General features: G+C 63.7%; 19 protein-coding genes and 1 pseudogene. 11 read left to right on the top strand and 9 right to left on the bottom strand.

Annotation, left to right across the window (positions count from 1 at the left end):
- Positions 1–45 precede the first annotated feature (45 nt).
- Positions 46–984 (bottom strand): LysR family transcriptional regulator, encoded by a 939-nt coding sequence (locus tag P0D80_RS31270; RefSeq protein WP_116143216.1) that lies wholly within the window; start codon positions 982–984, stop codon positions 46–48.
- 203 nt (positions 985–1,187) lie between these two features.
- Positions 1,188–2,273, bottom strand: a complete 1,086-nt coding sequence (locus tag P0D80_RS31275) for a porin (RefSeq protein ID WP_408289693.1) — start codon at positions 2,271–2,273, stop codon at positions 1,188–1,190.
- Here P0D80_RS31275 and P0D80_RS31280 point away from each other — a divergent pair.
- Positions 2,272–2,610 (top strand): hypothetical protein, encoded by a 339-nt coding sequence (locus P0D80_RS31280; RefSeq protein ID WP_408289696.1) that lies wholly within the window; start codon positions 2,272–2,274, stop codon positions 2,608–2,610. The two genes, P0D80_RS31275 and P0D80_RS31280, sit on opposite strands and share 2 nt — an antisense overlap.
- Positions 2,611–2,999: 389 nt before the next feature.
- Here the strand turns inward: P0D80_RS31280 and P0D80_RS31285 are convergent, their stop codons facing one another.
- Positions 3,000–3,542: a hypothetical protein gene (locus tag P0D80_RS31285; protein ID WP_408289787.1), complete on the bottom strand. Its 543-nt coding sequence runs from the start codon at positions 3,540–3,542 to the stop codon at positions 3,000–3,002.
- Between the two features lie 564 nt (positions 3,543–4,106).
- Between P0D80_RS31285 and P0D80_RS31290 the strand changes: the two genes are divergently transcribed.
- The 9 genes and pseudogenes from P0D80_RS31290 (at position 4,107) to P0D80_RS31330 (ending at position 16,318) form a co-directional block, all read left to right on the top strand.
- Positions 4,107–5,135, top strand: a complete 1,029-nt coding sequence (locus P0D80_RS31290; protein WP_408180445.1) for a bile acid:sodium symporter family protein — start codon at positions 4,107–4,109, stop codon at positions 5,133–5,135.
- A gap of 283 nt (positions 5,136–5,418) precedes the next feature.
- Positions 5,419–7,269 carry an EAL domain-containing protein gene (locus P0D80_RS31295; protein ID WP_408289700.1) on the top strand — a complete coding sequence of 617 codons (1,851 nt, stop codon included), beginning with the start codon at positions 5,419–5,421 and terminating at the stop codon, positions 7,267–7,269.
- Positions 7,270–7,465: 196 nt separating this feature from the next.
- The gene (locus P0D80_RS31300; RefSeq protein ID WP_408180443.1) at positions 7,466–8,452 is read left to right on the top strand and encodes a LacI family DNA-binding transcriptional regulator; all 987 of its coding nucleotides are present in this window, start codon (positions 7,466–7,468) and stop codon (positions 8,450–8,452) included.
- Positions 8,449–9,732: an AGE family epimerase/isomerase gene (locus tag P0D80_RS31305; RefSeq protein WP_408180442.1), complete on the top strand. Its 1,284-nt coding sequence runs from the start codon at positions 8,449–8,451 to the stop codon at positions 9,730–9,732. Before P0D80_RS31300 ends, P0D80_RS31305 begins: the two co-directional genes overlap by 4 nt.
- Positions 9,729–10,646 (top strand): carbohydrate kinase family protein, encoded by a 918-nt coding sequence (locus P0D80_RS31310; protein ID WP_408289704.1) that lies wholly within the window; start codon positions 9,729–9,731, stop codon positions 10,644–10,646. The genes P0D80_RS31305 and P0D80_RS31310 overlap by 4 nt, the downstream gene beginning before the upstream one ends.
- A 121-nt stretch (positions 10,647–10,767) precedes the next feature.
- The gene (locus tag P0D80_RS31315) at positions 10,768–10,998 is read left to right on the top strand and encodes a hypothetical protein (RefSeq protein ID WP_132376293.1); all 231 of its coding nucleotides are present in this window, start codon (positions 10,768–10,770) and stop codon (positions 10,996–10,998) included.
- A 62-nt stretch (positions 10,999–11,060) separates the two neighbouring features.
- Positions 11,061–11,306, top strand: a complete 246-nt coding sequence (locus P0D80_RS31320) for a hypothetical protein (protein ID WP_012431489.1) — start codon at positions 11,061–11,063, stop codon at positions 11,304–11,306.
- A gap of 231 nt (positions 11,307–11,537) precedes the next feature.
- Positions 11,538–12,508, top strand: a pseudogene (locus P0D80_RS31325) (ion channel).
- 222 nt (positions 12,509–12,730) lie between these two features.
- A complete protein-coding gene (locus P0D80_RS31330) occupies positions 12,731–16,318 on the top strand; it encodes an indolepyruvate ferredoxin oxidoreductase family protein (protein WP_408289707.1) in 3,588 nt (1,195 codons plus the stop codon).
- Positions 16,319–16,413: 95 nt separating this feature from the next.
- On the opposite strand, the gene P0D80_RS31335 is transcribed toward P0D80_RS31330, so the two are convergent.
- A complete protein-coding gene (locus P0D80_RS31335; protein ID WP_408289709.1) occupies positions 16,414–17,106 on the bottom strand; it encodes a copper homeostasis protein CutC in 693 nt (230 codons plus the stop codon).
- Positions 17,107–17,151: 45 nt separating this feature from the next.
- Positions 17,152–18,429 (bottom strand): sensor domain-containing phosphodiesterase, encoded by a 1,278-nt coding sequence (locus tag P0D80_RS31340; RefSeq protein WP_132376297.1) that lies wholly within the window; start codon positions 18,427–18,429, stop codon positions 17,152–17,154.
- A 373-nt stretch (positions 18,430–18,802) separates the two neighbouring features.
- Here P0D80_RS31340 and P0D80_RS31345 point away from each other — a divergent pair, with 373 nt between their 5' ends.
- Complete coding sequence (locus P0D80_RS31345; protein WP_408289711.1) at positions 18,803–20,458, top strand: Na+/H+ antiporter; 1,656 nt, start codon at positions 18,803–18,805, stop codon at positions 20,456–20,458.
- A gap of 131 nt (positions 20,459–20,589) precedes the next feature.
- Here P0D80_RS31345 and P0D80_RS31350 read toward each other — a convergent pair whose 3' ends face one another.
- The 4 genes from P0D80_RS31350 to P0D80_RS31365 all read right to left on the bottom strand — a co-directional run bounded on the left by P0D80_RS31350 (position 20,590) and on the right by P0D80_RS31365 (position 26,250).
- Entirely contained in the window at positions 20,590–21,897 is a 1,308-nt protein-coding gene (locus P0D80_RS31350) for a solute carrier family 23 protein (RefSeq protein ID WP_408289713.1), read from the bottom strand.
- 129 nt (positions 21,898–22,026) lie between these two features.
- Positions 22,027–23,592, bottom strand: a complete 1,566-nt coding sequence (locus P0D80_RS31355; protein ID WP_408289715.1) for a methyl-accepting chemotaxis protein — start codon at positions 23,590–23,592, stop codon at positions 22,027–22,029.
- Between the two features lie 422 nt (positions 23,593–24,014).
- The gene (locus P0D80_RS31360; protein ID WP_408289717.1) at positions 24,015–24,629 is read right to left on the bottom strand and encodes a DUF2239 family protein; all 615 of its coding nucleotides are present in this window, start codon (positions 24,627–24,629) and stop codon (positions 24,015–24,017) included.
- A gap of 88 nt (positions 24,630–24,717) precedes the next feature.
- Positions 24,718–26,250 carry a sensor domain-containing diguanylate cyclase gene (locus P0D80_RS31365; RefSeq protein ID WP_408289719.1) on the bottom strand — a complete coding sequence of 511 codons (1,533 nt, stop codon included), beginning with the start codon at positions 26,248–26,250 and terminating at the stop codon, positions 24,718–24,720.
- Positions 26,251–26,346 lie beyond the last annotated feature (96 nt).

Consider the following 26,346-nt stretch of genomic DNA (forward strand, 5'->3'; position numbering starts at 1 on the left):
CCAGTATAGCGAAACGGGTCGAGACGCCTCGGTGGCGTGGGCGGCCTAGCGCACCGCCAACGCCTTGATCTGTTCGAGCGACGGCCACAGCGACTCGTTCGCGAACCGCTCGGCGAGAAAGTCGACAAACGAGCGCACCTTGGCCGACAGATGCCGGCGGCTCGCATAGACCACGTGAATGGGCAGTTCGCGCGGCGGCACGTCGTCCACCAGCAGCGGCACGAGACGCCCCGCGGCCAGATCGTCGCCGATCACCTCGGTGCCGAGCATCGCGATGCCCGCGCCTTGCAGCACGATCACGCGCTGCGCTTCCAGATGATTGACGATCAGATTGCCCGTCAGACGCACGCGTGGCGAGGCGTCGCCGGTCGCGGGCGCGATTTCGAGCGCCGACACGCCCGCGTATTGCAGATAGTTGTGGCGCGCCAGATCGGCGACGGTCTTCGGCGTGCCGTGCCGCTTCAAATACGCCGGCGACGCGCACAGCACCAGGTGCGCGGTCGCGATCTGCCGCGCGATCAATGAAGAAGACTTCAGCCCGCTCGGTGAAGCGCGGATCGCGACATCGAAACCCTCGTCGATCAGTTCGACCACGCGGTCCGACAAGGTCATATCGACGGTGACCTGCGGATATTGCGCGGCGTAGTCGGCCACCGCGGCCATCACGTGGCTCAGGCCGAACGCCGACAGCGACGACACCCGCAAGCGTCCCTGTGGCACGACGCTCGCCGCGCCGACCACCTGCTCGGCCTCCTCGAGTTCGGTGAGCACCTGGCTCAGACGCTCGTAGTACTCGCGGCCCGCCTCGGTCGGCGCGACCCGCCGCGTGGTGCGGTTCAACAGACGCGCGCCGAGTTGCTGTTCGAGGTGCATCACGTGCTTGCTCGCCATGGCCGCCGACATCTCCATCCGTTCGGCCGCGCCGACAAAGCTGCCGACTTCGACCACGTGGCGGAACACTTTCATGCTGACGAGGGTATCCATCTCAATCGCTCGCTTCAGGAATCAATCGGCGTCATTTTGCCGTGTTTATCAAAGACTGGTCGGCAAAACGCTTCCCAACGAATGAATACAGCGGCGCAAAAGCAAAAAAACCCGCCTTCCGAAGAAAGCGGGCTTGGAGATCAACCTGATGCGGCCAGTGCGCGAAGCCTGCGAGCAGGCGTCGCGCGGCGCGGCCGGGACGCTTAGAACTTGGCGCGCAGGCCGACGCCGTAGGTGTTGCCGCTCGACATGCTGGAAATGTGGTCGTACATGTAGGCCGCGTAGATGTCCGTGCGCTTGGACAGCGGATAGTCGTAGCCGACCGAAGCCGTCTGACGGGTTTGGTCGAACCCGCCGCCGTCGCGCGAGTAGGCGTACGACGCCATCACCGAGCCCGGGCCGAACGGCACCGTCGCGCCGCCTTGCGCCGTGTTCACGTGCCAACTCGTGACCTGCTGGTCGTTGTACGTGTACATGTACTGGCCGAAGAACTTCACGAACTTCAGGTCGTACGACACGCCGAGTTGCGCGACGCTCTGGCTCTTCAGGCCGGGCACGCCCGACGTGCTGAAGCTGCCGAGGTCGCTCGGCACGTTGTTGAAGTTCACGTACTGATACACCGCCGTGGCCGCGAACGGGCCGTGGAAGTACAGCACCTGGCCGCTCCACTTCTTCGCGCCGTTCTCGGTCGTGTTGCCGAGCGCGTACATGGCCGTCGCCGACAGGCCGTTGAAGTTCGGCGACGAGTACGACACCGCGTTGCTCCAACCGGAGTCGCCCGTCACACCCTGATCCGTCGAGTAGGTCGGGAACGTGCCGAGGCCGAGGTACGTGTGCCAGACCATCGGCGAGAACTGGTACGAGTCGACGAACGGGTTGAACAGAATCGTCGACACGAACAGCGGCGTCGTCAGACGGCCTGCCGTCACCGTGCCGTAGGGCGATTCGATACCGACGTACGCGTTACGCGAAAACATCGTGTCGCCCGTGAAGCGGCCGTACTGGCCGTTTTGCGCCAGGAAGAACCCTTCCAGCGCGAAGATCGCCCTGTAGCCGTTGCCCAGATCCTCCGCCCCTTTCAAGCCCCAGTACGAAGTCGACATGCCGCCGCCCGCGACCTGCACCGCAGTCTTGCCGCCCGGGAATTTCTGCGCACCGACCCATTCGTCGACCTGACCGTAGAGTTGCACGCTCGATTGCGCAAAAGCAGACGATGCACTGGCCAGCAAAGCGGCACACGCGGTTGCCTTGAGGGTGGTCTTCAGCGCACTGCTGATGCTTGTTTTCATGGGTTCTCCTGTCTTTGTCAAAAAGGGTGTGGCTGTGCGAAAGGGGGAGCTCGCGCGAATCATTGTTGTTGTCCGTTCGATCATCGAGCCAATCTGGGCGGGACCATCTTTGCGGACCATTTTTATAAACAAAAATATCGTGGGTTATTGCGGGTATATCGGTCTGATTAGTTTTGTCGCTTATCGGCCTGATAAACCCTTGGCCGACAGCGGGCTCGCCGTGCCGCCGCAAATTTTGCGGCACCGCGCAAAGCGTTACTCACATTGCGGCCGACGGGTTGATAACGCCTTAAATGACACGCGGATGACGCACCGCCGCAGAAACGACCAAATTTGACGATGGGAGAGGGTCTGCTGCCGAGTGTTTTCAAAAAAGTGTGGCGTCGAAACGTCACATTGATAGCGGGCTTTGGGACGACGTTATGGCGGAAGGCCGCTGTCAAGCGGTTTGAAAGGCAGGAGCAGCGATCGAGCGAAACGGAGCGTTGAGAATTTGGGAGGACGAAATGGCAGAGATGCCGCGGACCCGGTTCGGGATGATGCAGGCGTGAAGGCGGAGTCAGATACCCGAATGGCCGGCACTCGAACAATGTCGAAGCGGCACGGGGAAGTCAGCGAAGGGAGACAGAAGTAGATGTGTACGTGCGCTGTCTGGACACAGACTAAACGGCAAACATTGGTTGCTCACGCAACGAACGCAACGCATAGTCCACGAAGCACGAACGCCTAGTTCCGGTAAGGCGAGCCTTCCGGCTGACGCGGATCATCGGACTGACGCTGTATGCCGCGCGACGAACCGCGCTCCTCGTTGTAGCGGGCGACGTCGGCGCGAATCGAGCCGGCGCGAACCGGCGCATTGGCCGGTGGCCGAGGCACCGTGCGCGACTCGGCACTGACCGGCGTAATAGCGCCGGCGTACTGCATGCCGCCGCGGCCGTCGCCGGCGTATCCAGCCGGTCCGGTGACACGTCGCATGCCCGGCTTGTAGACGTCATAGCCGTCGGCGTAACTTCCGCCTGCGAAATTCGCTCCGCCACGCGCCGGGCGCGCGCTGCGATCGACCATCGTATTGCGGGCCGGTGCTGCTGCTGCGCTGTAGGAGCGGTCACCGTTATGCATTTCGCCACGCATAGCGTGATTCGCTCCGGCATGCGAATAGCCGCCACCACCGCCGTGCGGCATGCCTGGCGCTTTCGCATAGGCGAACGAGCACAGCGCAGCGATGACCGCGCCCAACGCCCAGTGCCTCGTTCTCGACAACCCGTCCACCCAGTGACTCACATGCCCGAAGACTTGCCTGAAGACCACCGTTCGAGCTGCGGTGGACTTGTTTTGGGACTGGCACGAGCGCTGCGACGATATCGCGGCGCGGGGCATCCCGATGGCCTTTGAACCGTAATTTATGGGTGCCGGCAAAGGGTGTCGAGCCAAAAAGTGTTAGGCCTCGGACGCGGATGTAACACCTTGTTACTGCGACGTTTTTCTACGACAGAGTCCTTGCGCGAAAACCCTGAAACCGCTTGCTTTCAAGGACTTGGAGAGACAACTTACGAGCTCTTGCGTATGACGAATCGCAGCCGCATTTTCACCTCAAATGTCAAAACTGCATGGACCAAACAGATCACGTCGCCAATACTGAAAACTAGGGTCGCCGCGCCGTCCAAATTTTCCGGGACGCGTCTTTCGATGCGCAGCCCTCATTAATCGATTCGGTAAATGAATTTGCATATTTAATCAAAAATCATCAACAATAGCTCTTTCCCATAGGCTGGGACGGCGCCTTCAGGCGCGCGTCCCGCGCGCTTTTCCGCATTACCGAATCGAGATTCCGACATGGCTCGCCCGAAACTGCTTCCCGACAACTTCACCTTATGCCTCGTCAGCACCGTGATCCTTGCCAGCTTGCTGCCGGTTCATGGGCAGGCCGCTGCCGGATTCAACTGGGTGACCAACGTGGCGGTCGGCCTGCTGTTTTTCCTGCACGGCGCCAAGCTCTCACGCGAAGCGATCATTGCGGGCGCGACGCATTGGCGCCTGCATCTGGTGGTGCTTCTCAGCACGTTCGCGCTCTTTCCGCTGCTCGGCCTCGCGCTTAAACCGCTCCTTTCGCCACTTGTCACGCCGGCGCTCTATGCGGGGGTCCTCTTCCTCTGCACGCTGCCGTCTACGGTTCAGTCGTCGATCGCGTTTACGTCCATCGCCAAAGGCAACGTGCCGGCTGCGGTGTGCAGCGCGTCCGCCTCGAGCCTGCTCGGCATCTTCATCACGCCCGCGCTCGTCAGCTTCGTCGTCACCAATCAGGCGGCTGGCGGCGGCGCTTCGCCGTGGCATACGGTGGGCAACATCGTGCTGCAACTGCTGGTGCCGTTCGTGGCCGGGCAGTTGCTGCGGCCGTTGATCGGCAAGTGGATCGAGCGCAATCGCGGCGTGCTCAAGTTCGTCGACCAAGGCTCGATCCTGCTGGTGGTGTACGGCGCGTTCAGCGAGGCCGTCAATGAAGGGCTGTGGCACCAGATTCCGCTCTCCGCGCTCGGCGGCCTGCTGCTGCTGTGCGTCGTGCTGCTCGCCCTGGCCCTGGCCGTGACGATGTTCGTCAGCAAGCGGCTCGGCTTTAGCCGTGCGGATCAAATCACCATCATCTTCTGCGGTTCGAAGAAGAGCCTTGCCGCCGGCGTGCCGATGGCCAAGGTGATTTTCGCCTCGCATGCGGTGGGCGCCGTAGTCTTGCCGCTGATGCTGTTCCACCAGATCCAGCTGATGGTGTGCGCCGCGCTCGCGCAGCGCTGGGGCGCGCGCGACATCAGTGGCGAGACTCACGCCGCCTCGCGCGAGCGGACCGCCGCCGCCGTCGCGCGCCGGTGAATACGCGCGCAATGCAAACAGGACATTCATAAGCGCCCTCCCTGAGCGTCATTTGAAGAAAGCCGCCTCGCGCGGCTTTTTTGTTATTTCACGCGCAAACGCCGCCGCTGTCGCCTCGGCCGGATGGCATAGGCCAATTCCTGGCAAACCGGATCCCGCCTTCAGAATGACTCGGCCGAACACAAGCGAGCGCACCATCCCAGTGCAACGATTCACTAAAAGTCACTTAACTCCAGGCAACCCGGGCCGATATGTCGAAGGTCGATCGCTACGCCTACCTGCCATGCACCCTCGCTCGCCCTCCCGATCCGCCGCGCCGCGCATCGAGGAGTTGATCGCCCGGCGTGATCTGTCCGCTGTGTTCCAGCCGATCATCGATTTCGAAGACGGTGCGATCCTCGGCTACGAAGGTCTGATCCGCGGCCCGGCCGGCACGTCGCTCGAAGCGCCGTTCGCCCTGTTTTCGCAAGCGCTCGCCGAGGGCTGCACGATCGAGCTCGAACGCGCCGCCGCGCGCACTTGCATCGAAGCGTTCGCGCAGCTCGACTTCGACGGCAAGCTGTTCCTCAATTTCAGCGCGGACGCGATGCGCCAGTTGGCCGAGGCGCGCGACGACACACTCGCGCTGCTGCGTCATCGCGGCGTCGATCCGCAGCGGATCGTGATCGAGTTGACCGAGCAAAGCACGATTCTGGATGTAGGCAGTTTCCTGCCGGTGCTCTCGACTCTGCGCACGGCCGGCGCGCAATTCGCGCTCGACGACTACGGCACCGCGAACGCCAGCATGAACTTGTGGGTGCGGCTGCAACCGGACGTCGTGAAGATCGACCGCTTTTTCATTCACGACATTGCCTGCGATCCGCTCAAGTTCGAGGCCGTGCGCGCGATGCAGCACTTCGCCAGCGCAAGCGGCGCGCGGCTCGTGGCCGAGGGCATCGAAAACGAAGCCGATCTGATCGTGGTGCGCGACATGGGGATCGGCTGCGGACAGGGCTTTTTCTTCGGCCGTCCGCACGCGCAGCCGGCTCGCCAGGTGACCGACGACGCCCGCGACGCACTGCGCGCCGGCCACATCGCTGTGTTCCCGGAGACCACGCGTGCGGTGAGCAGTGCGTCGCCTTCGGGCGGCATGGCGTCAGAAAAGATGCTGGTGCACGCGCCCGCGCTGCCGCGCCACGCGACCAACAACGACGTGCTCGAACTGTTCAACCGCTTGCCCGACCTGCATGCGGTCGCAGTGGTCGAGCAGGACGAGCCGGTCGCGCTGATCAACCGCCGCAGCTTCATGGACCGCTACGCACTGCCGTATCACCGCGAGCTGTTCGGCAAGCGCCCTTGCCTGCTGTTCGCCAATGCGTCGCCGGTCATCATCGAGAAATCGATGACGGTCGAGCAGATGGCCAAGCTCCTCGCGAGCGACGACCAGCGTTATCTCGCCGACGGCTTCGTCATCACCGACAACGGCAAATACGTCGGCCTCGGCACCGGCGAGAAGCTCGTGCGCGCGGTGACCGAGGTGCGCATCGAAGCCGCGCGCTACGCGAACCCGCTGACCTTCCTGCCGGGCAACATTCCGATCAGTTCGCACATTGCCCGGCTGCTCGGCAACGACGCCGGTTTCTACGCGTGCTACGTCGACCTGAACCACTTCAAGCCGTTCAACGACCAGTACGGCTACTGGCAAGGTGACGAAGTACTGAAATTCGCCGCCGTCGTACTCGCCGACGTGTGCGACCCGACCCGTGACTTCCTCGGCCACGTGGGCGGCGACGACTTCCTGATCCTGTTCCAGAGCGACGACTGGCGCGATCGCGTGCTGCGCGCGATCCACGTGTTCAACGAGGGCGCGCAGCGGTTTTATGCGCCGACCGACCGCCTCGCCGGCGGCATCCACGGTGAGGACCGGCGCGGCAATCCGACCTTCTTCGGTTTCGTGACGATGGCGATCGGCTGCGTGCGCGTCGAGCCCGCCGATGGCCCATCGCTCTATAGCAGCGAGGAAATTGCGTCCGTCGCGGCGCTGGCCAAGCGGCGCGCGAAGCATGAGACAAGCGGTTTCGTGCTGATCGGCGCCGACGAAAGCGTGGCCTTGCTGCGCGGACAGGCCGAAGCCGCTCACGTTTCGCTGGAGTGAACGCGCGTCGTCGAGACTAAGCACCGGACATTGTTTAGCTAATTTTACTAAACAGCATATTCCGGGCCAACTCCAACGCCTACGGGTATTTCCCTGTGTCGAGCGAGTGTTTTTCGGGCGGTTTTAGCACGGTTTTACTATACAATCGCCCGAACCCAAACACCGTGCGGCCGCCCTTGCGCGTCCGCTTCATTCGATGGCCACCACCATCCGCGACGTCGCCCGCGCGGCCAGCGTGTCGATCGGCACCGTCTCACGCGCATTGAAGAACCAGCCGGGCCTTTCCGAGGCCACCCGCGAGCGCGTCGTCGAAGCGGCGCGCAAGCTCGGCTATGACGCCGCCCAACTGCGCCCGCGCATTCGCCGTCTCACGTTCCTGCTGCACCGTCAGCACAACAATTTCGCCGTCAGCCCGTTCTTTTCGCACGTGCTGCACGGTGTGGAAGACGCCTGCCGCGAACGCGGCATCGTGCCGTCCGTGCTGACCGCCGGCCCCACCGAAGACGTGATCCAGCAGATGCGCCTGCACGCGCCCGACGCGGTGGCAATTGCCGGTTTCGTCGAACCGGAAACGCTAACCACGCTGGTGGCGATGCAGCGCCCACTCGTGCTGATCGACCTGTGGGCGCCCGGCATGCGCTCGGTGAATCTCGACAACGCCGCGGGCGCCACGCTCGCCATGCGGCATCTGTTCGAGCAGCAGCGCAAGCGTGTCGCGTTCATCGGCGGCTCGCTCGCGCACTTCAGCATCGCGCAGCGCGCGCTCGGCTACCGGCGCGCGTTCTTCGAAGCGGGCTTGCTGTTCGACCCGTCGCTGGAAGTGACGATAGATGCCGGCCTCGACCCCGACAGCGGCGCCGCGCGTGCGATGCATCAGTTGCTCGATGCACCGGGCACGCGCCCCGACGCCGTGTTTGCCTATAACGACGCCGCCGCGCTCGCCGCGCTGCGCGCGTGCCTCGCACGCGGACTGCGCGTGCCCGAGGACATTGCCATCATCGGTTTCGACGACATTCCCGCCGCCGCCCATGCCACGCCGCCGCTGTCGACCATTTCGGTCGACAAGGAAGCGCTCGGCCGGCGCGGCGTCGAGCTTCTGCTCGAAGACGCCCCTGCTGAACTGGAAGTCCGTTTGCCCGTCCATCTCATTGCCCGTGCCAGTACTTTGGTGAAAATGCCATGACGCAATCCGATCCGCTTCACCCTGCCAACGGTGCCACCCCGGCGCCGCCCGTCGAGAGCTTCCGCACACGCGACTTTCTGCTCGCGCATGTGGAGGACACGCTGCGCTTTTACGCACCGAACGTGTTCGATCCGAGCGGCGGCTTTTTCCATTTCTTCCGCGACGACGGTTCGGTCTACGACAAAACCACACGGCATCTGGTGAGCAGTTGCCGCTACGTGTTCAACTACGCGATGGCGTATCGCCAGTTCGGCGACCCGCAGCATCTCGAATACGCGCGCCACGGCTTGCAGTTCCTGCGCGAAGCGCATTGGGACGCCCAGCACGAAGGCTACGACTGGGAGCTCGAATGGCACGACGGCAAGAAGCGCACGCTCGACGCGACGCGCCACTGCTACGGCCTCGCGTTCGTGCTGCTCGCCTATTCGCATGCGGCGATGGCCGGCATCGAGGAAGCGAAGCCGATGATCGGCGCGACCTTCGAACTGATGGAACATCGCTTCTGGGACGCCGCCGCGGGCCTCTACGCCGACGAAGCGTCGCCCGAGTGGCGGGTCAGTTCGTACCGTGGGCAAAACGCGAACATGCATACCACGGAGGCCCTGCTCGCCGCGCATGAAGCGACCGGCCATCTCGTCTATCTGGATCGCGCGGAACGGGTGGCGTCGAATATCACGCTGCGTCAGGCGAAGCTGTCGCAGGGTCTGGTGTGGGAGCACTTTCACGCGGACTGGTCGGTCGACTGGCACTATAACGAGGAGGACAGCTCGAACATCTTCCGCCCGTGGGGCTTCCAGCCGGGACACCAGACGGAATGGGCGAAGCTGCTGCTGATTCTCGAGCGCTTCCGTCCATTGCCGTGGCTGCTGCCGCGCGCCATCGAACTGTTCGACGCCGCCATGACGCACGCATGGGACGAAGACCACGGCGGCCTCTATTACGGCTTCGGCCCCGACGGCACCGTGTGCGACCATGACAAGTATTTCTGGGTCCAGGCGGAAACCTTCGCCACGGCAGCGCTGCTCGGCAAGCGCACCGGCAACGAACGCTTCTGGGACTGGTACGACGAGATCTGGCGCTATAGCTGGGCGCATTTCGTCGATCACAAGTATGGTGCGTGGTACCGCATCCTCACGTGCGACAACCGCAAGTACAGCGACGAAAAGAGTCCGGCCGGCAAGACCGACTATCACACCATGGGCGCGTGCTACGAAGTACTGGCCCACGCGCTGCCCGACGGGGCGGCCGCTGCGCCCGAATCCGCGGAGCAAACAAAATGAGCAATCCCAGCGCGAACCACGAATTTCCCTTCTTCGTCTCAGCCGGCGACATCCTCACCGATCTCGTGCGCACCGGCACTTCGCAATGGCTCTCGCGCCCCGGCGGCGCCGGCTGGAACGTGGCGCGCTGCGTGGCGCGGCTCGGTCTGCCGACCGCGTGCGCCGGCTCGCTGGGCGTCGATAACTTCTCCGATGAGTTGTGGAACGCGAGCGTCGCGGCCGGGCTCGACATGCGCTTCATGCAGCGCGTCGAGCAGCCGCCCTTGCTGGCGATCGTGCATCAGACGCATCCGCCCGCGTACTTCTTCATGGGCGAGAACAGCGCCGATCTGGCCTTCGATCCGGCCCGCCTGCCGGCGGGTTGGATCGGTCAGGTGAAGTGGGCGCACTTCGGCTGCATCAGCCTCGTTCGCCAACCCATCGGCAACACGCTTGCCACTTTGGCGGCCGAGTTGCGTTCGCAAGGCGTGAAGATCAGCTTCGATCCGAACTATCGGAATCTGATGGAGCACGGCTACGAACCCACGTTGCGGAAAATGGCCGCGCTCTCCGATCTGATCAAGGTGTCGGACGAGGACTTGCGCCTGCTGTTCAAGACCGACGACGAGGCCGGCGCACTTGCGCAGTTGCGAGCCATGAATCCGGCCGCCACCGTGCTGGTGACGCGCGGACCGGAGACCGCCGTGCTGATCGACGGCGCTATGGTGAGCGAAGCGCGGCCGCCGCGCGTCGAGGTGGTCGATACGGTCGGTGCGGGCGACGCGTCGATCGGCGGCCTGCTATTCAGCCTGATGACTGCGCCGCAGCGGGCGTGGCCGGAGCACCTGGCGTTCGCGCTGGCCGCCGGCGCGGCCGCTTGCCGCCATGCCGGCGCGCACGCGCCGTCGCTCGATGAAGTCGTCGCGCTGCTGTAATTCTGTTGCCTTGTGCGGCGCGCATTGTCACCGGCATGGTGCGCCGCCAGGGCGGAGAACCGAAGCTCCGTCATCGTGCTAGGATGAAAAAACCGAAACCTTTGGAAGACGGAGAGACGCCATGGACGACATCACCTACACCAAAGGCATCTACACGGCCACGGCCTCGACTAGAGAAATAGAAAAAGATACCTGGCAAGGCGTAGTCACCCTCTCGCGCGACGAAGGCGACGCCACGGAAGATCAGGAAACCACGCTCTACGAAGTCGAAGCCACTTCGTCGACGCCGGAAGAAGCGCTCGAGGAAGCCAAAGCGCTCGCTCACCGCATCCTTGGGGAAATCGAACTCTAGGTAGAAAACCGGCGCCGAACGTTTGCGTTGCGCCACCCTGAACTAACCGGCCGGAGGCGGTCATGGCTGAACAGCTCTTCCTCTACGGCGTGTATTCGATTCACGTCCGCCCACTCGAACTCAACGGCGCGCGCTGGGACGCGGAATACGAAATCCGCCATCGCGAGAAAGCCGTCAAATCGTGGACGACGGTGGGCGGCGACAACGGCTACGGCGACGAAACCGAAGCTGTCGCGGCAGCTCATCAGCAAGCCGTCGATGATATCGAACACGGCGCTGGCATTCCCAAGCCGCGAGCCTTCCCGTAAGTCCGAAGCGCGCGCACGCTGTGGCGCGCGTGCTTGATTGCGTGATTGCTTCAGTGCGCGGTACAAGCGCACCGTAAGGCCGTGTTGATATGCCTCGCTGAAACGCCGTGCATGCACGGCGAGCACACGGCAGCGGCGCGCTTTCACGCGCCGCGCACCACGCCGAAAATCACCTTCCGCGGACGAAGCGGCGTGCTACGCTTTGGCCGTTTTCATTTCCACGAGCCTGCGATGGCGACTGAACCGTCAGACCGTCCTTCCGGCTTCGGCGACGCCGAAGCACGCGCACCGGCGCGCCGCTCACGCGGCAGCCGCGAGTTGCGTCTGGACGATCGCGTGATCATCGCGCACGGCATGCCGACGCCGCTCTGGCAGGATCTCTATCACCGCGCTCTGGTGGTTCGGTGGCCGACGTTTTTCGTCTCGCTCGCAGTCCTGTTCGTGTTGCTCAACACGACGTTCGCCGAGCTCTATATGCTCGGCAATGCGCCGATCGCCAACCAGTTTCCAGCCGGTTTCGGCGGCGCGTTTTTCTTCAGCGTCGAAACGCTCGCGACGGTCGGATACGGCGACATGCATCCGCAAACCGTCTACGCGCACTGGATCGCCACGCTGGAAATTTTCGTCGGCATGTCCGGCATCGCGTTGGCGACGGGGCTGATCTTCGCGCGCTTTTCGCGCCCGCACGCCAAAATCATGTTCACGCGTTACGCGGTGATCCGGCCGCTCGACGGCCGCATGACGCTGATGGTGCGCTCGGCCAACGCGCGTCAGAACGTGATCGCCGAGGCCCGCGCAAGGCTGCGCATTCTGCGCCAGGAACCACGGCCGAAGGTTATACGCTGCGCAAACTGTACGACCTCACGCTGGTGCGCGATCAACACCCGGTGTTCAAACTGGGCTGGACGGTGATGCACATCGTCGACGAAAACAGCCCGCTGTTCGGCGAAACCGCCGAAACGCTCAAGCGCCTCGACACCTCATTGATTCTCACCCTGGAAGGCGTCGACGAATCGACTTCGCAAACCATGCAGGCGCGCCATATGTGGTCGTGCGATCAGATCTACTGGCATCACCGTTTCGTGGACATCATGAGCGAGCGAGACGGCGTGAGTCATATCGATTACGCGCTGTTCGACGAAATCGTGCCGCTCGACGATACGACCCTCGCGGCCGCCAAGGCAACGGCGCCGGCACCGTAAGCCGTTCGAAAAACGCACCAGGGCATACCCGAATCCGGCCGTTGCGTGGGAGATCCATCTCAAAACGCCACTAAAACGCGTGGCTCGTCGCGCCTATTCGCGAGCGGCCGGTCAAAGTAGAAAAAATTCTCTCCCATTGGCGCTAAAAAATAGAGTCTCTTTCGCTGCGCCACCTTCGTGGTCCCCACCACTGCGCGCGGATGCAAAACAGGAGACTCACCCATGACCGCTCGCCTGCCCATCGACGGCACGCCCGCACTGGCCGATTACAAGCTTTCCGACAACCTCACCGCGACGCGCGGCCGAATCTTCCTGACCGGCACTCAGGCGCTGGTGCGCCTCGCGCTCATGCAGCGCGCCGCCGATAAGGCGCGCGGCATGAACACCGCCGGCTTCATCAGCGGCTATCGCGGCTCGCCGCTCGGCATGGTCGATCAGCAGTTGTGGAAAGCGCAAAAACTGCTCACGGCGAGTGATATTCGCTTCTTGCCCGCCATCAACGAAGAACTCGGCGGCACCGCCGTGCTCGGCACGCAGCGGGTGGAATCGGACCCGGAGCGCACCGTCGAAGGCGTGTTCGCGATGTGGTACGGCAAAGGCCCGGGCGTGGACCGCGCCGGCGACGCGCTCAAGCACGGCAACGCCTACGGGTCGTCGCCGCACGGCGGCGTGCTGGTGGTGGCGGGCGACGACCACGGCTGCGTGTCGTCGTCGATGCCGCATCAGAGCGACTTCGCGATGATGGCGTGGCACATGCCGGTCGTGAATCCGTCGAACATCGCCGACATGCTCGAGTTCGGCTTGTACGGCTGGGAGTTGTCGCGCTTCTCGGGCGCGTGGGTCGGCTACAAGGCGATCTCCGAAACGGTCGAATCGGGCTCGACGGTCGATCTCGACGCGCTGCGCACAGACTGGGCCGCGCCGCGGGATTTCGAAGCACCGGCAGGCGGCCTGCACAACCGCTGGCCCGATCTGCCCAGCCTGACGATCGAATCGCGGATGCACGCGAAGCTCGACGCGGTGCGCCACTTCGCGCGCGTGAACAGCATCGACAAATGGATCGCGCCGAGCCCGCATGCGAACGTGGGGATCGTGACCTGCGGCAAGGCGCATCTGGACCTGATGGAAACGCTGCGCCGCCTCGATCTGACGGTCGCCGATCTGGAAGCGGCCGGCGTACGGATCTACAAGGTCGGCCTGTCGTTTCCGCTGGAGATGACGCGTATCGACGCGTTCGTCTCCGGCTTGTCCGAAGTGCTGGTGATCGAAGAGAAAGGCCCGGTCATCGAACAGCAGATCAAGGACTATCTGTACAACCGCACGCAAGGCACGCGGCCGATCGTCGTCGGCAAGAACGCCGAAGACGGCACGCTGCTGCTGTCGTCGCTCGGCGAATTGCGGCCGTCGCGCATTCTGCCGGTGTTCGCCAACTGGCTCGCGAAGCACAAGCCCGCACTCGATCGCCGCGAACGCGTGGTCGATCTGGTCGCGCCGCAAATTCTCTCGAACGCCGCGGACAGCGTGAAGCGCACGCCGTACTTCTGCTCGGGTTGCCCTCACAATACCTCGACCAAAGTGCCGGAAGGATCGATCGCGCATGCGGGGATCGGCTGCCACTTCATGGCGTCGTGGATGGAACGCGACACGACCGGTCTCATCCAGATGGGCGGTGAAGGCGTCGACTGGGCGTCGCATTCGATGTTCACGAAAACGCGCCACGTGTTCCAGAATCTCGGCGACGGCACCTACTTCCACTCGGGCATTCTGGCGATCCGCCAGGCCGTAGCCGCGAAGGCCACCATCACGTACAAGATTCTCTATAACGACGCCGTCGCAATGACGGGCGGCCAACCAGTGGACGGCAGCATCTCGGTGCCGCAGATCGCGCGTCAGGTGGAAGCCGAAGGCGTGTCGCGCTTCGTCGTGGTCAGCGACGAGCCGGAGAAATACGACGGCCATCACGATCAGTTTCCGAAGGGCACCACGTTTCACCATCGCAGCGAGATGGACACCGTGCAGCGTCAATTGCGCGACACCGATGGCGTGACCGTGCTGATCTACGACCAGACCTGCGCGGCGGAAAAACGCCGGCGCCGGAAAAAGGGCGAATTCCCCGATCCGGACAAGCGCCTCTTCATCAACGAGGAAGTCTGCGAAGGTTGCGGCGATTGCGGCGTGCAGTCGAATTGCCTATCCGTGGAACCGGTTGAAACGGCATTGGGCCGCAAGCGTCGCATCGATCAATCGTCGTGCAACAAAGACTACTCGTGCGTGAACGGCTTCTGCCCGAGCTTCGTCACGGTGGAAGGCGGCAAGCTGAAGAAAGCCGCGGGCGCCGCATTCGATCCGCAAGCGCTAGCTGCGCGCGTCGACGCGTTGCCGATTCCTGCCACGCATCTCGATGCCGCGCCGTACGACATTCTGGTGACGGGTGTCGGCGGCACGGGCGTCGTGACGGTCGGCGCATTGATCAGCATGGCCGCGCATCTGGAAGGCAAGAGCGCGTCGGTGCTCGACTTCATGGGTTTCGCGCAAAAGGGCGGCTCGGTGCTGTCGTTCGTGCGCTTCGCCGCGCGCGACGAGTGGCTCAATCAGGTACGCATCGACACGCAACAGGCTGACGTGCTGCTCGCCTGCGATATGGTGGTGGGCGCAAGCGCCGATGCGCTGCAAACGGTGCGTCATGGCCGCACGCGCATTGTCGTGAATACGCATGCGATTCCAAACGCCACGTTCGTGACGAATCCGGACGCAACGCTGCACGCCGACGCGCTGCTCGACAAGATGCGTCACGCGGCCGGCCCGGAGCGTATGTCGACGTGCGACGCGCAGGCGCTCGCGACGCGGTTTCTCGGCGACACCATCGGCGCGAACATTCTGATGCTCGGTTATGCCTGGCAACTGGGTCTCGTGCCCGTGTCGTTCGGCGCGATGATGCGCGCGATCGAATTGAACAACGTCGCGGTGCAGATGAATCAGTTGGCGTTTTCGATCGGGCGCCTCGCCGCCGAAGATCCAGCCGCGCTCGAATCGCTGTGGCAAGCGCGGCATCTGGCGAAGCAAAGCGTGCGCGTCGATACGCTCGATGAACTGATCGCGCATCGCGAAGGCCGTCTGCAGACTTACGGCGGCGCGAGCTATGTGAAGCGTTATCGCGCGCTGGTCGACGCCGCACGCCGCGCGGAATTCGCAGTGGACGCGAAGAGCGAACGCTTGACGCGCGCGGTGGCGACCACGTTCTATCGTTTGCTTGCGGTGAAGGACGAATACGAAGTGGCGCGTCTGCACACGGATGCTGCATTCCGTGAGGCGCTGGAAGCGCAATTCGAAGGCGTGGCCGGCAAGGATTTCGGCATCAAGTTCAATCTCGCGCCGCCGACGCTCACGCGTCCTGAATCCGGCAAGAATCCAACCAAGAAAACCTTCGGTCAGTGGATGTGGCCGGTGCTCGGCACGCTGGCAAAATTCAGCAGTCTGCGCGGCACGATGCTCGATCCGTTTGGCCGCACGCTGGAGCGCAAGATGGAACGCGAACTCGCGGGCGATTACGAAACCACCTTGCAGCGTGCGCTCGCCAAGCTCAATGCCGGCAATCTGGAAGACGTGGCGAAGCTGGCCGACCTGCACGCTCGTGCGCGCGGTTATGGTCACGTGAAACTCGCGAATCTGGCGGGCGTGAAGCGTGGTGAGCGCGATCTGGCCGCACGTTTGCAGATCGATGCGGCGACGGGTGAGTCCGTGCGGAAATCGCTGGAAGAGGTGAAGGGCGCGGGGCAGTTGCGCGGGATTCCGGTGGTCGTAGCGAAGTAGTTTTTCTTGGGCACGTAGACGCAGATGAAGAAATGCCGTTTCGAGAGCGATCTCGACGCGGCATTTTTCTTTGCTTCGTTGGTTCAACTACTTGGTCATGCGTTCAGCAGTGCTCTGACCTTGGCAACTTTGTCTGCATCGACCGGCGCGAGGCCGTTGCTGTTCACGCGAACGCCTGAACCAAAATGCACCGCTTCAACTTGCGTCCTGCTCACAAAACCGGCGATGGCGTCGACTGTCAAACCCGCGCCGGCCAGCACTGTGCACTGCGAACCGGCCGCTTGCTGCACCAGCTCGCGAATGGTGGCCTCCGCGTGCAGCACTGAAGGTTGTCCACCCGAGGTCAGCACATTCGTCACGGCCTCGAAACCGAGCAGTACATCGAGCGATTGGCGCAAATCACGCGCTTCATCGAACGCACGATGGAAGGTGACAGCCAGTCCATCCGCCGCATCGATCGCACGCGCGAGGCCTTCGCGGTCGATCTCGCCAGCGGCGTTCAGCATGCCGATCACCACGCCATTCGCGCCCGTCGCTTTCACGGCCCGCACGTCGCGCAGCATCACTGCATAGTCGTCGGCGTCGTAGACGAACGAACGGCTGTGCGGCCGCACGATCACGTTCACGGGAATCTCGACCGCCGCCACCACCGCTTCGATCAAGCCGAGGCTCGGCGTCAGGCCACCCTCGCCCATCCCGGTGACAAGTTCGAGACGGTCAGCGCCGGCTTGCGCGGCGAGACGCGCGTCGGCAACAGTTGTGGCAATGACTTCGAGGAGGACGGCCATAAGCGCGGGAGAGTGTCGTTAAATATCGTTGAAAACGACATGATCTCAGAACTGCTCTTCGTCCACCCAGTCGATATCGCCGCACAGCACGCAAGTCTGCTCGCCGACACGGGTCGCCACCGAAAGCGTCACGCACGGCAACGCCTCGTTGATCGACAGATACGGCCGCGTCACATGCACACGCTCCGGCGCATTGATCGCATCGCGGAAATACGGACGACGCAGCCAGTTCGCCCCTTGCGCATCAGCGAGCGGCAGAAAGCGCGTTTCATGCGCCGCGCGATCGGCGCGCAGCACGACGTTGCGGCCCGCCTGCTTGCCCTTCGCGTCGAGCAGGAAGCAGCGCGCGGCATGGTCGAGCGCGAGAAAATTCCAGCACACTTCCTCGAGCGGTTCGCCTGCCGCGAGCCGTTCCGCCGCCCGCTCGAAAGCCCGCAAGTACGGCGCGATCCGGCTGGCATTGCGGCGCTCGCGCGCGTCGGCCTGATCGCGATAACGCTCGGTGAGTTCGCTGATACACGTCGTCGCGTGCAACGCATCGGCCGCGCCCGGGTTCGGACGGCCGAAAAAAAAGCCCTGCACGAAGTCCGCATTGCAGGCAAGCGCCATCTGCGCCTCATGCTCGGTTTCCACGCCTTCGACGAGCACGAGCTTGCCCGCTTCGTGCAGCAGCGCCACGAGGCCCGGCAGAATCGTCGCCATGTCGGCGCGATGCGCGGCGTGCGACAGCATGATGCGATCGAGCTTCACGATGTCGGGATTCAATTGCCAGATCCGTTCGACGTTCGAGTGTCCCGCGCCGAAATCGTCGAGCGCGATCAGGAAGCCACGCTCGCGGAACTGACGCACGGCGTCGGCGAGACGTTCCAGATCTTCGGCTCGATGCTCGAGCACTTCGAGCACGATGCGCCGCGGCGGCAAATCGAGCCGCTTCAGCGTGGCCAGCAAGGCAGCGGCGAGATACGGATCGGTGAGCGCGCCGGGATGCACGTTCAGGAACAGCCACTCGCGCTCGGCGCCGAGCACCTTGAAATTTTCCAGATGCAGGGTCTGGGCCAGCTTGTCGACCTGCAGCACATCGCCGAGGCGCGCGGCCTCGCCGAATACGTCGAGCGGCGACACGGGCCGGTCGAGCGCATCGTGCGCGCGCAGCAGCCCTTCGTAACCGACCGCCCGCATATGCGACAGGCTGAAAATCGGTTGAAACACGCTGCTCAGCGTGAGTTCGCCATGCTGCACCGTGAAACGTTCGAGCCCCGACGTCATCTCGACGCCGAAGCCATGTGGCGCGCTGGCCGTCCTTTCCTGTTGCGCAATCGTCATGCAGTCCTCTCACGCGAGAGCCGGGCCGGTCCGAACGCGGAAGCGAACAACTTCGGCACCGTTTCTCAAATGTGCGTCATCGATATACCTTAAGCAAGCTCTATGCGCACGCTGACGCACATTCCGATGAAATTTGTCCGAAAGATTGCACCCGTGTAAGGGAGCATGCGCCGCGTGTGGGCGTGACTCGCACCGTTAAGGTGCGCCGGGTCGCGAAGACACGCCCGCGCCGGGTCGGCGGCGGTCCATGTCGGCCTGGGCGTGGCGCAACACGTCGTCGGGCTAAACTTCGGCCTTACGCTTCGTCAGCATCGCGTGGCCGCATCGTCGAAGATCACCGAAGTAACACCGTTATATCCCCAGAAATAGACCGATGGACATTGTCTTTACCGTATTGATTCTTTTGCTCGCCGTCGCCGCGTCGGGCGTCGTCATCCGCATCCTGCCGATCGCCTTGCCGCTGCCGCTCGTGCAGATCGTGATCGGCGCGTTGCTCGCATGGCCCAGGCTCGGGCTGCACGTCACGTTCGATCCGGACATTTTCATGATGCTGTTCATTCCGCCGCTGCTGTTCGCGGACGGATGGCGCATTCCCAAGCGCGAGTTCTTCATGGCGCGACGCTCGATCCTGATGCTCGCGCTCGGCCTCGTCTTCATGACGGTGCTGGTGGTCGGTTATTTCGTGCATGCGCTGGTGCCGTCGATCTCGCTGCCAGTTGCATTCGCGCTCGCTGCAGTGTTGTCGCCGACGGATGCGGTGGCGCTGTCCGGCATCGCCGGCAAGGACAAGATTCCGGGGCGGCTCATGCATATCCTCGAAGGCGAGGCGTTGATGAACGACGCGTCGGGACTGGTCGCGTTGAAGTTCGCGATTGCCGCGGCGCTGACCGGCGTGTTTTCGTTGCGCGACGCGTCGATCAGTTTCGTGATCATCGCCGCGGGCGGCCTCGCGACGGGCGCGGCAGTGAGCTGGCTGTTCGGCTTTGTGTCGGCCCACTTTCTGAATCTCACCGAAGAAGGCGACCCGGCACCCGGCGTCGTGATGACTCTGCTGATTCCATTCGCCGCTTACCTGGTCGCCGAGCGTTTCGAGTTGTCGGGTATTCTGGCCGCGGTCGCCGCCGGCATGATGATGAACTACACGACCATTGTGACCGCCGGGCCGGCGTCATCGCGAGTGCGCGCCAGCAGCACGTGGACGATGATCGAGTTCGTCTTCAACGGCATGGTGTTCATTCTGCTGGGGCTGCAGTTTCCGCACATTCTCGGCCGGGCACTGCTCGACGCGCACGAGACCAGTAACGCGCAGGTCTGGCGGCTGGTCGGCTACGTCGCCGCAGTGGCGGGCGCCCTGTACGCAATGCGCTTCGTGTGGGTGTGGCTGCTGCGCTATTTCGCGAGCCGCAGCGCCGCGAAGCAAGGCGTGGCGAATGCCGTTCCGGGCTTGCGCACCGCCGCAGTGACGACGGTGGCCGGTGTGCGCGGGGCCGTGACGCTCGCGGGCGTGCTGTCGTTGCCAGAGGTGTTGCCGGGTGGCGCCGCGTTGCCGGGCCGCGATCTCGCGATCTTCATCGCATCCGGCGTGATCCTGGTCTCGCTGATCGTGGCGGTGGTGGCGTTGCCACTGTTGCTGAGCGGCTGGCGCCGCGGCAAGGATCCGCATGCGGCCGAGGAGGCGCTCGCACGGACCATGGCCGCGCAAGCCGCGATTCGCGCTGTTGACGAGGTGCACGACAGGGAGTGCGCGAATCTCGATGAGTCGGCTTCGGCGTATGCGGCGGATGTCACCGCACGAGTGATGGACCTCTATCAGCGCCGCCTCGCCACGCTCGATGAAGAACGCGAACCGCGCGAACTGGCGCGCCGCGCCGATGCGCTGGAGTTCAGAATGAAACTCGCGGCCATGAGAGCCGAGCGCAAGACGCTGCTTGAACTGCGCAGCAGTCAGGAGATCAACGACGAGACGTTGAACAAGCTGATGCGCGAAGTGGATTTGTCGGAGACTGCGCTGACGGCGCGAAGGAAGTAACGGGCGCTCGCACTGAGTAGTTGCGATTCCAGCGGCGAGGGCTTTTTCTTCGATCGAAACAACGTGCGTAAGAGAAAAGCCTGCGCCGCCGACGAACCTGTGGAAACGAGTGGTTCAGTGCGCGAGAAAAATCACGCCACCGGACCTTGCGCCGGTTTCCTTCTCAGGAGAGCGTAGAGAATGATCGCGCCGAAGGTCGCGGTGCCGATACCGCCCAGACCGAAGCCGCCGAGCTTCAGCGAGAAATCGCCGGCGCCGAGTACGAGCGTGACCGCGGCCACGATGAGATTGCGGTTGTCGGAGAAGTCCACCTTGTTGACGACCCAGATCCGCGCGCCGGTCACGGCGATCAGGCCGAACACGACGATCGACACGCCGCCCAGCACCGGACCCGGAATGGTCCGGATCACCGCGCCGAACTTCGGCGAAAAACCCAGCACCAGCGCGATCAACGCGGCGATCACGAACACCAGCGTCGAATAGATCTTGGTGACGGCCATCACGCCGATGTTCTCGGCATACGTCGTGACACCGGTGCCGCCGGCGAAGCCCGACACGATCGTCGCGAGTCCGTCACCGAGAAATGCACGGCCGACGTAGCGGTCCAGATTCTGGCCCGTCATCGCGCTCACCGCCTTGATATGCCCGAGGTTCTCCGCCACCAGAATCACCGCGATCGGCGCGAGCAAGGTCATCGCCTGCATGTTGAACACCGGCGCCGTGAAATGCGGCATGCCGAACCACGCGGCATTCGCGACGATGGCGAAATCGATCGGCTTGCCCATGCCGAGACCGTTGGTGACGATCGCGTAAATCACGTACGCCATCAGCAGGCCAACCAGAATCAGCAGACGCTGCAGCATGCCGCGCGCGAACACCGCGACCGCGCCCACACACAACACGGTGACGAGCGCCATCCACGAATCGAAGTTGCTGCCGCTCACGCCACGCACCGCGATCGGCGCCAGATTCAAACCGATCACGCAGACAATCGCGCCCGTCACCACCGGCGGCATCAACGTCTCGATCCATGTGGTGCCGACCGCCGACACGATCAGGCCGATGAGCGCGTACACCACCCCGCACGCGATGATCCCGCCCAGCGCGACCGGAATGTTCATGTTCGGGCCGTGGCCGCCGTACCCCGTGACCGCGATCACGAGCCCGATGAACGCGAAGCTCGAGCCGAGATAGCTCGGCACGCGGCCGCCCACCAGCACGAAGAACAACAACGTGCCGATGCCCGACATGAAGATGCACAGGTTCGGATCGAAGCCCATCAGCAACGGCGCGAGCACCGTCGAGCCGAACATCGCGACCACGTGTTGCACGCCCATCGCGAACATCTGCGGCCACGCGAGCCGCTCGTCGGTGCCGACGATGCGGCCCTCGGCAGCCGCGGACTGGGCGCGCCAGCGGGGGAAGTAGGAATCGGCCATGGCGGGGGTTCTCCTCTGTTCGGCGCTATTTATGGTGGCGCGGCGCCAGCACAAAGGCGCCGCCCAGGAATTAGGCGCGAGTGTACGGAGTGCCATTGGGCCTGGCAAGCTCGGGGAAATGCGCGGCGCTCAGCCGTGCTGCGCTTCCAGCGAAAACACCGTCACAGCCGCCTGCAACTGCCTCGCCTGATCCGCCATCGACGCCGCCGCGGCAGCCGCCTGCTCGACCAACGCCGCGTTCTGCTGGGTCACGTCGTCCATCTGCGCGACCGCGCGATTGACTTCTTCGATGCCGGTGCTTTGTTCCTGCGACGCCGACGAAATCTCGCCCATGATGTCGGTCACGCGTTTCACCGCGTGGGTGACTTCGGCCATCGTCTGCCCGGCCCGCTCGGCGAGTTCAGCGCCGCTGCCTACGCGTGCCGTCGAGCTTTCGATCAGCTCCTTGATCTCCTTCGCCGACACTGCGCTGCGCTGCGCGAGCGAGCGCACTTCGCCTGCCACCACCGCGAAGCCGCGACCTTGTTCGCCGGCGCGCGCCGCTTCGACCGCCGCGTTCAGCGCGAGGATGTTGGTCTGGAACGCGATCCCTTCGATCACCGCGATGATGTCCGTCATGCGCTTCGAGCCCGCCGCCAGCTCACGCATCGTTTCGACCACATCGCCGACGAGATGGCTGCCGCGCGCCGCGACTTCCGACGCGCCGTGCGCCACGCCGCCCGCCTGCTGCGCGTTCTCGGCGTTCATCTTCACCGTCGACGTCAGTTCCTGCATGCTCGACGCGGTTTCCTGCAACGCGGCGGCTTGCTCTTCCGTGCGTTGCGACAGATCGGTATTGCCTTGCGCGATTTCGCCCGACGCCATCAGGATCGATTCGCTCGATTCGCTGATGCCCGACACGATGCCCGCCAGCCGCTCGCGCATGTTGCGCAGCGCGAACAGCAAGCTGTGAGAGTCACCCGCGCGGGTTTCGACGCGCACGCTGAGGTCGCCGCCAGCGATGCGGTTGGCGATCTGCATCGCGTAATCCGGTTCGCCGCCGAGCTGCCCCGACAGACGACGCGCGATCACGGTGGCGAGCAGCATGCCCGCGACGATCGCGCCCAGCACCAGCGCGCTCATGACGATGCGCATGTGCTGATAGCCGGTGGACGCTTCCAGTTGCGCGTCGTTGGCTTGTTGGCGGCGATAGTCGATCAGCGCCGTGATGCGATCGCGCAGCGCCTCGCTCGACGCAATCGCGCGGCGCACGAGTTCGTTGTTGTCGACGCCCGCCGGAATCGGTTCGAGACCGATCTGCTGATGCACGATGCCTTCCCACACCGCAGACTTGCGCAGCACGTCATCGAACATTTCCTGGCCTTGGCTCGTCTCGATCGTCGCGCGATACTGATCGTAGGCGGCGTGCATCTCCTTGAGTGAGCCGACTATGTTGTTCTTCAACTTTTGACGGCCGGCGTCGTCGGCGGCATAGCCGAGATTCGCGGCGGCCAGATCCGAATCGATCTTGTGCCGGTTCGCCTCTTCCATCCAGTACAAGCCGTCCATGTGTTTATCGCCGATCGCGTCGGTAATGCCGTGCATCGCCGACAGCGTACTCAGCGACGTCGCGCCGATCACGACGCAAAAACCAACCACCACGGCAAACGCCAGCAGCAGTTTCCTGAACACGGGCATGCGGTCGAACCACTTCATTTCACCATCCTTCATGAGTCACGACGGGACGTCGGCGCCGCCACGCCGTCGCGAAACCTTCGCGATCTATCGGATACGTAGCGGCGCTCCCACCTCATTTACGGCGGCCATCACCGAGAGTTGATAAGGGAAATGTCAGGAATAACCGGGACAGGATGTTGTAAGCAATGCTTAGCGCACGAGGCCGGATCGCGAGAAGCCATTGCGGGCGGCGTATTGGCGATATGTTTGGGATTCGTCTGATGTATAGGGGCGGGGCAGGCTCTTAGACTTGTTTCTGCTGCGTTGACCCCATGAGTAAACGCACGCAATGTTGTTGTAACTCTCCGACTTTCCCGCTCACGCTTCCCCGGTGTGAGCGGTTTTTTTTCGTCTGTGCGATCCGTTGTTTGCGCTCGCGAAGATGCTGCGATGCGCCTGCTTTACGCGTGCGTTGCGAAAGCGGCGTCTGCGAGTTGCAAGGTGTAGTCGCGCACGTCGTCCGGCCATGTCGCGACGATCTCTTCGAAACGCGGGCGATCGTCCGCGTACAGCGCGCGGGAGGCATCTTCATAGCGCGGCAGATTGCCCGCCAGCGCGGTCATGAAGCGATACACGGCTTCCTGCGCCGCGCGCCGGCGGTCCTTGTCCTCGCCGGCAGCGCGCGCCGCATCGACCAGTTTGCGTAGCGCGACCGAAGCGCCGCCCGACTGCCCGTTCAGCCAATCCCAATGACGCGGCAACAACGTGACTTCTCTCGCCACCACGCCGAGCTTGGGCCGGCCACGACCACGCGGAGCGTCCTCCGCTGCGTCGACGGCGGCGTGAGCGGTTTCGGCTTCGTCATTCTGGCTTGCGAGTCGCGCGACGATCTGCTCGGGCGTGCCGCGCAGATCGAATTCGACCGGCCGGCCGGTGATGTCGTCGAAGACCAGCACCGGCGCCTGTTCGCCGCGCGCGAGCACTGCTCTTACCGCGAGCGCTACGTCGGGCAAAGCGCCTGACGCGATGCGGCGATGACCTTCGAACGCGGTGCAGGTTTGGGAACGGGCGGTCATGACAAACTCCAAGAAAAGAATTTGCCGAATTATATCCGGGTTAAATTCAAATGCAACATATTACCCGGGTAGATTTATGCGACATCTCTCAGACAGAGTTCCGCGCTTCGGTTCCGGGCGCCATCGTGGCGGCGCCGCCGTGCGACGCGTGCGTCACGGTGCGATAGCACAGCACGCGATTGCGGCCCGCATCCTTGGCTTCGTATAGGGCGTCGTCGGCGGCATTCAGGAGGGCGCGGCTCGTTGCGAATGCCTGGCCTCGCGTGGTGGCGATGCCGATGCTGACCGTCAGCACATGATGCGAACTCGCCACGTGGCGAAGCTGGAGCGCCTGAACCGCGGTGCGAATCTTCTCGGCGATGAAGGTGGCGCCGGTTTCGTCGGTGTCCGGCAGCAGCACAGCGAACTCTTCGCCGCCGTAGCGCGCCGCCGTGTCGCCCGGACGCCGCACGCTCTGCGCGATGCAGCGTGCCACGCCGGTGAGCGCGTCGTCGCCCGCGGAATGGCCGTACAGGTCGTTGAAGCCCTTGAAACTGTCGACGTCGATCAACAGCATCGACAGCGGCCACGCGTTGCGCTGCGCGCGGCGCCATTCTTCTTCCGCGTGTTCCTCGAAAGTGCGGCGATTGTTCAGGCCGGTCAGCCCGTCGGTGCGCGCCAGCACGCGCAACTCTTCTTCGGCCGCGCGGCGATGCCGCAACTGATGCGAGAACAGAACAGCCAGCGCGATGATCGTGACGTCGAGCGCGGCGATCAGCGAACCGATGATCCACGCGCGCCGCCGCCACTCCACGTAGATATCGTGCGTGGATAGCGCGACGTCGAGGATCAGCGGATACATGTCGATATGGCGGAACGCATACCAGCGCTCGACGCCGTCGATCGCCGCCGTACCGAAGAAGTCCCCGCTCGGCTGCTGGGTGAAACGCGAGTAATTGGCGGTGCCGGTCAGATTGATACCGATGATTTTCGGGTCGTAAGGACGCCGCATCAGCATCGTGCCGTCGCTCAGCATCAGCGCCATCGAGCCGCCGGCGCCGAGATTCATGCCGGCGAACAGGCTGCGGAAATAGGTGAGGCGCATGGTGCCGGCCACCACACCGCCGAAACTGCCGTCCGGTCGCGTAATGCGCCGGCTCAGCGCGATGCTGACTTCCTTGCCGCTGATCTTCGGCATGAACGGATGGCTGATGTACAGGCCGACATTGGGCGAGTCTCGCTGCACCTTGAAGTAGTCGCGGTCGGCGAGATTGACGTGGCGCGGCGGAGAGGCTTGCGAGTCGAACTTGACGTTGCCGGTCTCGTCGGTCACGAGGATCGAGCCCATGTCTTTGGCGCTCGCCGAGCCGTCGAACAACACCATCTGGCGGATGGCCGGCTTCAGGTCCAGCACGCCGGGCTGTTTCAGGCCGTCGATCACCGCGCGCAGCGAGAGATCGTAAATCTCCAGATTGCGCGACACGTCGCGCTCGACCAGCAACGACACGTTGAAGACCGAGTCCTGGGCGCGCCGCAAAGCGTCGTCGCGCATCTGCGCCAGCACCCACACGGCGATCGCAAGAATCGCACTGGCCAGCACGATACTGATCGCAATCACGATGTTCGGTCGGCGCGTCACCATGGGCGTTTCTTTCGAACATGCGCTGACCTACGCGCGTGAAGAAGAGGGCCGCGTCCGGACCGGCGCGTACCGTGAACCGGTAGCGTACCAGACGAT

The sequence above is a fragment of the Paraburkholderia sp. RL17-373-BIF-A genome (assembly GCF_046030175.1).
Lineage (GTDB): Bacteria > Pseudomonadota > Gammaproteobacteria > Burkholderiales > Burkholderiaceae > Paraburkholderia.

Bases quoted from the DNA above. Each gene is read 5' to 3' on its own strand.
- P0D80_RS31270 (WP_116143216.1), bottom strand. From the start codon at position 984: ATGGATACCCTCGTCAGCATGAAAGTGTTCCGCCACGTGGTCGAAGTC.
- P0D80_RS31280 (WP_408289696.1), top strand. From the start codon at position 2,272: ATGGGTTCTCCTGTCTTTGTCAAAAAGGGTGTGGCTGTGCGAAAGGGG.
- P0D80_RS31275 (WP_408289693.1), bottom strand. From the start codon at position 2,273: ATGAAAACAAGCATCAGCAGTGCGCTGAAGACCACCCTCAAGGCAACC.
- P0D80_RS31290 (WP_408180445.1), top strand. From the start codon at position 4,107: ATGGCTCGCCCGAAACTGCTTCCCGACAACTTCACCTTATGCCTCGTC.
- P0D80_RS31295 (WP_408289700.1), top strand. From the start codon at position 5,419: ATGCACCCTCGCTCGCCCTCCCGATCCGCCGCGCCGCGCATCGAGGAG.
- P0D80_RS31300 (WP_408180443.1), top strand. From the start codon at position 7,466: ATGGCCACCACCATCCGCGACGTCGCCCGCGCGGCCAGCGTGTCGATC.
- P0D80_RS31305 (WP_408180442.1), top strand. From the start codon at position 8,449: ATGACGCAATCCGATCCGCTTCACCCTGCCAACGGTGCCACCCCGGCG.
- P0D80_RS31310 (WP_408289704.1), top strand. From the start codon at position 9,729: ATGAGCAATCCCAGCGCGAACCACGAATTTCCCTTCTTCGTCTCAGCC.
- P0D80_RS31315 (WP_132376293.1), top strand. From the start codon at position 10,768: ATGGACGACATCACCTACACCAAAGGCATCTACACGGCCACGGCCTCG.
- P0D80_RS31320 (WP_012431489.1), top strand. From the start codon at position 11,061: ATGGCTGAACAGCTCTTCCTCTACGGCGTGTATTCGATTCACGTCCGC.
- P0D80_RS31330 (WP_408289707.1), top strand. From the start codon at position 12,731: ATGACCGCTCGCCTGCCCATCGACGGCACGCCCGCACTGGCCGATTAC.
- P0D80_RS31335 (WP_408289709.1), bottom strand. From the start codon at position 17,106: ATGGCCGTCCTCCTCGAAGTCATTGCCACAACTGTTGCCGACGCGCGT.
- P0D80_RS31340 (WP_132376297.1), bottom strand. From the start codon at position 18,429: ATGACGATTGCGCAACAGGAAAGGACGGCCAGCGCGCCACATGGCTTC.
- P0D80_RS31345 (WP_408289711.1), top strand. From the start codon at position 18,803: ATGGACATTGTCTTTACCGTATTGATTCTTTTGCTCGCCGTCGCCGCG.
- P0D80_RS31350 (WP_408289713.1), bottom strand. From the start codon at position 21,897: ATGGCCGATTCCTACTTCCCCCGCTGGCGCGCCCAGTCCGCGGCTGCC.
- P0D80_RS31355 (WP_408289715.1), bottom strand. From the start codon at position 23,592: ATGAAGTGGTTCGACCGCATGCCCGTGTTCAGGAAACTGCTGCTGGCG.
- P0D80_RS31360 (WP_408289717.1), bottom strand. From the start codon at position 24,629: ATGACCGCCCGTTCCCAAACCTGCACCGCGTTCGAAGGTCATCGCCGC.
- P0D80_RS31365 (WP_408289719.1), bottom strand. From the start codon at position 26,250: ATGGTGACGCGCCGACCGAACATCGTGATTGCGATCAGTATCGTGCTG.